The organism is Gordonia sp. UBA7860, from assembly GCF_002500165.1.
GTDB classification, from domain to species: domain Bacteria; phylum Actinomycetota; class Actinomycetes; order Mycobacteriales; family Mycobacteriaceae; genus Gordonia; species Gordonia sputi.
Window position 1 is genome coordinate 43,785 of the sequence record NZ_DLSO01000204.1, and the last position, 7,296, is coordinate 51,080.

Here is a 7,296-nt window from a genome sequence, read left to right on the forward strand (position 1 = left end):
TCGCCCGAATCGTGGCTAGGGTGAGTCCATGACTCTCTCGGTAGCCATGATCACGGTCGACACGCTCGATCCAACCACGCTCGCCAATTGGTGGGCGACCAATCTCGGCGGCACGATCGTCGCGGAGAATGACGGATTCTTCGTCGTCGTCGCACTTCGCGACGGCGGGCCCGCGATCGGTTTTCAGAAAGTCGACGACCCGACGCCCGGCAAGAATCGCATCCACCTCGACCTCGCGTCGCCCGACTATCCGGCCATCGTCGACACTCTCGTCGCGAACGGAGCCACCAAGCTCGGCGACCGGGAGATCCCTGGTGGCGGGTTCGGGTGGACCACGCTGACCGATCCCGCGGGTAACGAGTTCTGCGTGTCAGGCGGTCACTGACTCATCCGCCACGGCCTGACCGCCGACTTCCTGATCGCCGGCCACCTGGTCTGCTGGGCGCTTCGTCACCGATACGGTTGCCGCGACCTGGTGCTCGCCGTCGTCGCCGGGAATGAGCATCCACAGCAGAAGTCGCTGCGGCTCCCGGACGCGCCGCAACGTGATCGGCGTGCCGGGGACGATCGGACGCAGGTACTCGATCACCAGCCGGTGCGGTCCGTCGATCAGGTCGAGGTGCTCGACGAGTTCGTCCTCGACGGCCTCGAGGTACGCGGCGTTGTTGAGGTGCTTGAACGGATCGAAGTCGGTGCTGCGCAACACGTGTTCGCGGTCGTCGGCCGACGCCCCCTCGGCGTCGGGAGCCTTCTCCGGGTTCATCGACTTCCAGCGGAGTCGGTGCTCGTCGGTCATCGACGACAACAGCTCGAACGCGTCGTCGGAGATTCGTGACGGCATCCCCTGGTCGTTGACGTTGATCCAGAACGCCTCGGTCTCGATCAATCCCGACTTGCGCGGTTCGGGGTTGAACCGGTTGGTCTCGTGCTCGGCGGTCAGCCGCACGCGCATGTTGGTCCACCGTGTCGAGAGTGACCCGCACCACCGCTGTGCTGTGACGGTCGCAGGCCACGAGATCGGCTCGATGACGTCGACGACGGTTCGCCGCACGATCCAGAACGGGTCTGAGTCGCCGAGATCGGTCGCTTCGATGTTGTCGTTGGCGATGTCCTGCAGGTACCGGGCGACGGCGTCAAGCCGCACGCGCATGTCCTGGTCGACGTCGCCGGTGCGTACGCGGTAGGTCGCCTCGAAGAAGCGCGCACCCTCCTTGCGCTCGGGGAGGGCTGTGCCGGTGGCCTGGCTGTTGTCGCGGGTCAATAGATGTCCTCTGTTGGCGGTGTCGGCTGGCTCACACGCTGTGGTTACGATCGGGTAGCTCACGGACCGGTCGTTAAGATACAGTCACCACAAAACTAGAACACGTTCTACGTGTTGAACTTCGAGGACAGCGCCGATGGCCCATGTGATCACACGCCCCTGTTGTAACGATGCGAGCTGCGTCGCGGTGTGCCCGGTCAACTGTATCCACCCGACGCCCGACGAGCCCACCTTCTTCACCGCCGAGAGCCTCTACATCGACCCGGACACCTGCATCGACTGCGGGGCATGTATCGACGAATGCCCCGTCGAGGCCATCATCCCCGACGATCAGCTCGAGGAGCGCGACGAGCCTTACCTGCAGATCAACGCCGACTACTACAAGGACCACGACGTCGAAGGTGGTCTGGTTCCCCCGAAGAAGGCCCCCAAGCTGCCCGAAGGAGACGTCCGTGTCGCCATCGTCGGCGCCGGACCTGCCGCGTTCTATGCCGCGGAGGAACTGGTCCGCAAACCGCAGATCTCGGTCGACATGTTCGACCGTCTGCCGACGCCATACGGATTGGTGCGCGCGGGGGTCGCCCCCGACCACGCTGCAACCAAGGGTGTCGAGTCGACCTTCGCGGCGACCTCGGCCAAGCGCAATTTTCGCTACTTCCTCAACGTCGAGGTCGGCAAGCACATCAGCCACGACGAACTGACCGCCCGCTACAACGCGGTCATCTATGCCGTCGGGGCGCCGACCGACAAGCGGCTCGGCATCCCCGGCGAGGGGCTGTCCGGTTCGGTGTCGGGCACCGAATTCGTCGCCTGGTACAACGGCCACCCCGACTTCGCCGACCTCACCTTCGACCTGTCCGGGGAGCGCGCTGTCGTCGTCGGCAACGGCAACGTCGCGCTCGACGTCGCACGCATACTGGTGACCGATCCCGACGATCTCGCGAAGACCGACATCGCCGATCACGCCCTCGCCGCGTTGCGCGAGTCGAACATCCGCGAGGTTGTGCTCCTCGCGCGACGCGGAATCGCACAGGCCGCCTACACCAACAGCGAGTTCCTCGCGCTGGGTGAGGTCGACGGTGTGGACGTGATCATCGATCCGGCCGAGCTCACGCTCGACCCGGTGTCGGAGGCCGCACAATCCGACGATGAGTTGGATTCGACGATCGCGACCAAACTGCGGCTCGCGCAGGAATTCGCGGCACGCCCGACCACCGAAGGCAACAAGCGGATCGTCTTCCGCTTCATGACTTCACCGACCGAGCTGACCGGCGACGGGAAGGCCGAGGCACTGCACGCCGTGCGCAACGTGTACACCGAGGCCGGTGAGAACGTCGCGATCGTGCCAACCGACGACGGCTTCGATCTCGAGACCGGGCTCGTATTGCGTGCGATCGGCTATCGCGGCGTGCCCATCAACGACGTTCCGTTCGACGAGGTGCGCTGCGTGGTGCCCAACGTCGAGGGCAGGGTGCAGTCGAGCGTCGACGGCGAGATCGTCAGGGGTCTGTACGTGACCGGATGGATCAAGCGCGGTGCGACCGGCGGCATCGGACGTAACCGACTGTGCGGGCAGGAGACCGCGGAATCGGTGATCGCCGACTTCGTCGCGGGCGTCCTGCCGCAGTCCTCTACCTCGGCGGATGACGTCGCCGACCTGGTGGCCGACCACGGCGCACATCGCATCGACCTCGCCGGATGGAAGAACATCGACGCCACCGAACGCAGCGCAGGCAAGTCGGCTGGGCGTCGTCGTGTGAAACTGGTGCATATCGGTGATCTCGAGTCGGCGTCCCGAGAGGCCGCAGAATCGCGATCGTGAGGGCGGTGCCGATTCGGCCCGTGTCGTCAGACCACTCGGTCGTCGATTGGCCGGCGAGCCGTGCAGCAGCATCGGGCCGTCGAAGGTCCGTGAATGGAGAGGTGGAACCACAAGGTGCGCGTGGCATTACTGTCGTATCGCAGCAAGCCGCATTGCGGTGGGCAAGGCGTCTATGTACGCCATCTCAGCAGGGAATTGGCGCTGCTGGGGCATCAGGTCGAGATCTTCTCGGGACAGCCGTATCCCGAGCTCGACCAGTCGGCGATAGACGCAGGCGTCACGCTCACCAAGGTCCCGAGCCTCGGTCTCTACGACGAACCCGACCCGTTCCGTACTCCGCGGCCCAGTGAGTTCCGCGACTGGATCGACGTCCTCGAGGTGGGCGCGATGTGGACGGCGAGCTTCGGCGAGCCGCTGACGTTCAGCCTTCGTGTCGCGCGGCTGCTCGCCGACCGTCGTGACGACTTCGACATCGTGCACGACAACCAGTGCCTCGGCTACGGCCTGCTGCAGATCCAGAAGCAGGGCTATCCGTTGATCGCGACGATCCACCATCCGATCACGCGTGATCGTTCGTTGGCGGTCAAGGCGGCCAAGGGATGGCGCAAGGTCAGCGCGTGGCGGTGGCATTCGTTCCTGCGGATGCAGGGTCGGGTCTCGCGTCGCATTCCGGAGTTGTTGACGGTCTCGCGGAGCAGCGAGGTCGACATCCGGAAGGCCTTCGACATCGAGGCCGGTCGGATCACGACCATCCCGCTCGGCGTCGACACCGCGATCTTCCGTCCCGAGGCCGCGCAGGCGCGTGTGCCGGGGCGCGTGGTCTGCGTCGCCAGCGCCGACGCCCCTCTCAAGGGCGTGTCGTATCTGCTGGAGGCGATCGCCAAGCTGAGTGCTGAGCGTGACGTCGAGCTCACGCTGGTCTCCAAGCTCGACCCCGACGGACCGTCGGCGAAGATGATCGACGACCTCGCCATTTCGTCGCGAGTACGCGTGGTGTCCGGGCTCGAGGATTCGGAGATGGCGGAGCTGCTCGCGTCGGCTGAGGTTGCCTGCGTGCCGTCGCTGTACGAGGGATTCTCGCTACCTGCCGTGGAGGCCATGAGCTGCGGCACGCCGCTCGTCGCCACGCACGCGGGCGCGATCCCCGAGGTCGTCGGCACCGACGGCCGGTCGGCTACGCTGGTGCCTCCACGCGATTCCGAGCGACTCGCGCAGGCCATCGGAGCCTTGCTCGACGACGAATCCGCCCGTGCCGCAATGGGTGTGGCCGCGCGTGAGCGGGTCGAAGATCGCTATAGCTGGGCTGCCGTTGCGGCGAAGACGGCGGCGCATTACGAGACGGTGCTCGCGCGGGTGGATCGTGAGGGCGCGAAACCGCGTGGGGTAACGATGGATTCGGAGAAGGGGAGTCATGCTCACAGTTGATTTCGACCGATTGGGTGTCGGGTCGCACACGAAGGTGATCGACATCGGTGCGGGGCAGGGCAGGCACTCGTTCGAGATGTTCCGTCGTGGTGCAGATGTCATCGCGTTCGACCAGTCCGAGAGCGACATGGCCGACGTGGCCGAGATGTTCGACGCGATGATGGCAGAGGGGCAGGTCCCCGCCGACGCCAAGGCGCGCGCGGAGGTCGGCGACGCTCTGCGACTTCCCTACGCAGACAACAGCTTCGACGTTGTGCTGATGTCGGAGATTCTGGAGCACATCCCGTCCGACGAGGCCGCCATCGCCGAGATGGCACGCATTCTCAAGCCGGGTGGCATCGGTGCTGTGACGGTGCCGCGGTACTGGCCCGAGAAGGTGTGCTGGGCGCTTTCGGACGCCTACCACGAGGTCGAGGGTGGTCACGTCCGGATCTACAAGGCCTCCGAGCTTGCAGACAAACTGCGGGCGGCGGGCCTCGAGGTGACCGGAACCGATCACGCACATGCCCTGCACGCGCCCTACTGGTGGCTCAAATGTGCTGTGGGCGTTGAGAACAACAAGAACTCGCTGGTACAGGCGTACCACAAGCTGTTGGTGTGGGACATGATGTCGGCACCGGCTCTCACCCGCGTGGGTGAGCAGGTTCTCAACCCTGTGATCGGCAAGTCGGTCGCGTTGTATCTGCGGAAGCCGGAGAGCGCGGCGTCGTGACCCCGACGTCGAGCGTCGTCGACCCATCCTCAGGTCGATGACCGCACAGGCGCACGTCGGTGCGCTCGCCATCGCCGGTGTTGTCACCGGTGAGCAGATGCGTGCCACCGGCGCCGCCATCGCCGCCATGCAGGAGGATTCCGGCGCGCTGCCGTGGTTCCCCGGCGGACGTACCGACCCCTGGGACCACATCGAATCGGCAATGGCGCTGAGCGTCACCGGGTTTCACGCAGAAGCTGAGGCGGCGTACGCCTGGAGTCTGCACACGCAACGCGACGACGGATCGTGGCCGCTGCGGTTCGACTCGGGTGTCGTGACCGACCACGGCACCGACTCCAATTTCTGCGCCTACATCGCCGTCGGCGTGTGGCATCACTATCAGATCACCGGCGACGTCGTGTTCCTCGAACGCATGTGGCCGGTCGTCTGGTCGGCGATCAACCTCGTCCTGCGTTTTCAGCGTCCCGACGGCGCCTTCCGCTGGGCGGGCGACCACGCGACCGGCGCCATGTTCGACGAAGCGCTGATCACGGGGAATGCCAGCATCTTTCAGGCGCTCGACTGTGCTGTGCGCATCGCGGCCGAGGTGGAGCAACCCGACGACGAGTGGGTGCGCGCACGTGCCGCGCTGCGCGACACATTTCTTTGTCGACCAGAGGTTTTCGAAAAGCCGTCCGAGCATTCGATGGACTGGTACTACCCGGTGCTCGGCGGTGCGGTGCGCGGCCGTGCCGGTCAGGAGATGATCGCTCGACGCTGGGACGAGTTCGTCGTACCCGGTCTCGGCGCGCGGTGCGTCGACCACCGACCCTGGGTGACCGGGGCCGAAACCTGCGAGTTGGCAATCGCACTCGACGCGCTGGGTGATACCGCGGACGCCGTGAAGCTCATTGCGTCGATCCAACACCTGCGCGACCCCGACGGCTCGTACTGGACCGGACTCGTCTTCGACGACGGCAAGCGCTGGCCGGTCGAGAAGAGTTGCTGGACGTCGGCGGCGGTTGTCCTCGCCGTCGACGCGGTCACGAGAAGCAGTGAGGCCAACGGAATCTTCCGCGAGGCGGGAGTGCTCTGAGCGCCGGTTCTCGGTGCCGCAGAAATTAGAACATGTTCTAGACAGGTGTCCAGTGGTCTGCCTATTCTTGCGGTATGGATTTCGGGATCGTTCAGTTCACCAGTGATCGCGGGCTCAAGCCGCAGGTGCTCGCACCGCTCATCGAGGAGGCGGGATTCGCCTCCTACTTCGTTCCCGAGCACGGTCACATCCCCACCCGACGCGACGCCGCGCATCCGCAGACCGGCGATTCGTCACTTCCCGACGACCGCTACATGCGCACCCTCGACCCGTGGACGACGCTGGCTGCCGCTGCCGCGGTCACCTCGCGTATCAAGCTCGCCACGGCCGTTGCATTGCCGGTGCAGTCCGATCCCATCTCGCTCGCGAAAACGCTTGCCACACTTGACCACATCTCCGACGGTCGGCTGACTCTCGGCGTCGGATTCGGGTGGAACCTCGACGAGCTCGCCGATCACGGCGTTCCGTCGAAGCGTCGTCGAACGATGCTTCGGGAGTATCTCGAGGCGATGCGCGAGCTGTGGACGGCCGACGAGGCCGAGTATCACGGCGAGTTCGTCGATTTCGGCACGAGCTGGGCGTGGCCCAAGCCGCCGCAGGGAGCTATTCCGACGCTCGTCGGTGCCGCAGGCAACGAGAAGAACTTCAGGTGGATCGCGCGCAGCGCCGACGGCTGGATCACGACGCCCGGCGAGGACGACATCGCCGGTTCCGTCGCACTGCTGCGACAGCTCTGGGCCGACGCCGGACGCTCCGGCGAGCCGCAAATCGTCGTCCTGGACTTCAAGCCGATCCCCGAACGTCTCGAGGAGTTCCGCGACCTCGGCGTCACCACGGTGCTCTACGGGCTGCCCGACGACAGCGTCGAACGTGCCACGGCCTACCTGGCCAAGCTGGCGGGCAAAGTTGGCCTCGCCCCCGCCGCGGCCCGCTGATCAGCCTCGCCCGCGGCTGACCGAGCTGCCCCAGCTGATCGAGCCGCCCACCGTTGATCGAGCTGC

Annotated in this window: 7 protein-coding genes; 6 read left to right on the forward strand and 1 reads right to left on the reverse strand. The window is 65.7% G+C overall.

Translation table 11 applies throughout. From position 1 onward, the window contains the following. The first annotated feature begins 28 nt into the window (after positions 1-28). Positions 29-385 (forward strand): VOC family protein, encoded by a 357-nt coding sequence (locus B3T59_RS24025; protein WP_064864892.1) that lies wholly within the window; start codon positions 29-31, stop codon positions 383-385. Here B3T59_RS24025 and B3T59_RS24030 read toward each other — a convergent pair. Next, positions 371-1,261: an acyl-[acyl-carrier-protein] thioesterase gene (locus B3T59_RS24030; protein ID WP_287005315.1), complete on the reverse strand. Its 891-nt coding sequence runs from the start codon at positions 1,259-1,261 to the stop codon at positions 371-373. The two genes, B3T59_RS24025 and B3T59_RS24030, sit on opposite strands and share 15 nt — an antisense overlap. Positions 1,262-1,397: 136 nt before the next feature. On the opposite strand from B3T59_RS24030, the gene B3T59_RS24035 reads away from it, so the two are divergent. The 5 genes from B3T59_RS24035 to B3T59_RS24055 all read left to right on the forward strand — a co-directional run bounded on the left by B3T59_RS24035 (position 1,398) and on the right by B3T59_RS24055 (position 7,230). Further along, positions 1,398-3,083 (forward strand): FAD-dependent oxidoreductase, encoded by a 1,686-nt coding sequence (locus tag B3T59_RS24035; protein WP_287005316.1) that lies wholly within the window; start codon positions 1,398-1,400, stop codon positions 3,081-3,083. 114 nt (positions 3,084-3,197) lie between these two features. After that, entirely contained in the window at positions 3,198-4,508 is a 1,311-nt protein-coding gene (locus tag B3T59_RS24040) for a glycosyltransferase family 4 protein (RefSeq protein ID WP_287005321.1), read from the forward strand. Continuing rightward, positions 4,495-5,220 carry a class I SAM-dependent methyltransferase gene (locus B3T59_RS24045; protein WP_287005317.1) on the forward strand — a complete coding sequence of 242 codons (726 nt, stop codon included), beginning with the start codon at positions 4,495-4,497 and terminating at the stop codon, positions 5,218-5,220. The genes B3T59_RS24040 and B3T59_RS24045 overlap by 14 nt, the downstream gene beginning before the upstream one ends. A 37-nt stretch (positions 5,221-5,257) precedes the next feature. Next, positions 5,258-6,295, forward strand: a complete 1,038-nt coding sequence (locus B3T59_RS24050) for a prenyltransferase (RefSeq protein ID WP_287005318.1) — start codon at positions 5,258-5,260, stop codon at positions 6,293-6,295. A 74-nt stretch (positions 6,296-6,369) separates the two neighbouring features. Beyond that, a complete protein-coding gene (locus B3T59_RS24055) occupies positions 6,370-7,230 on the forward strand; it encodes an LLM class F420-dependent oxidoreductase (RefSeq protein ID WP_287005319.1) in 861 nt (286 codons plus the stop codon). Positions 7,231-7,296 lie beyond the last annotated feature (66 nt).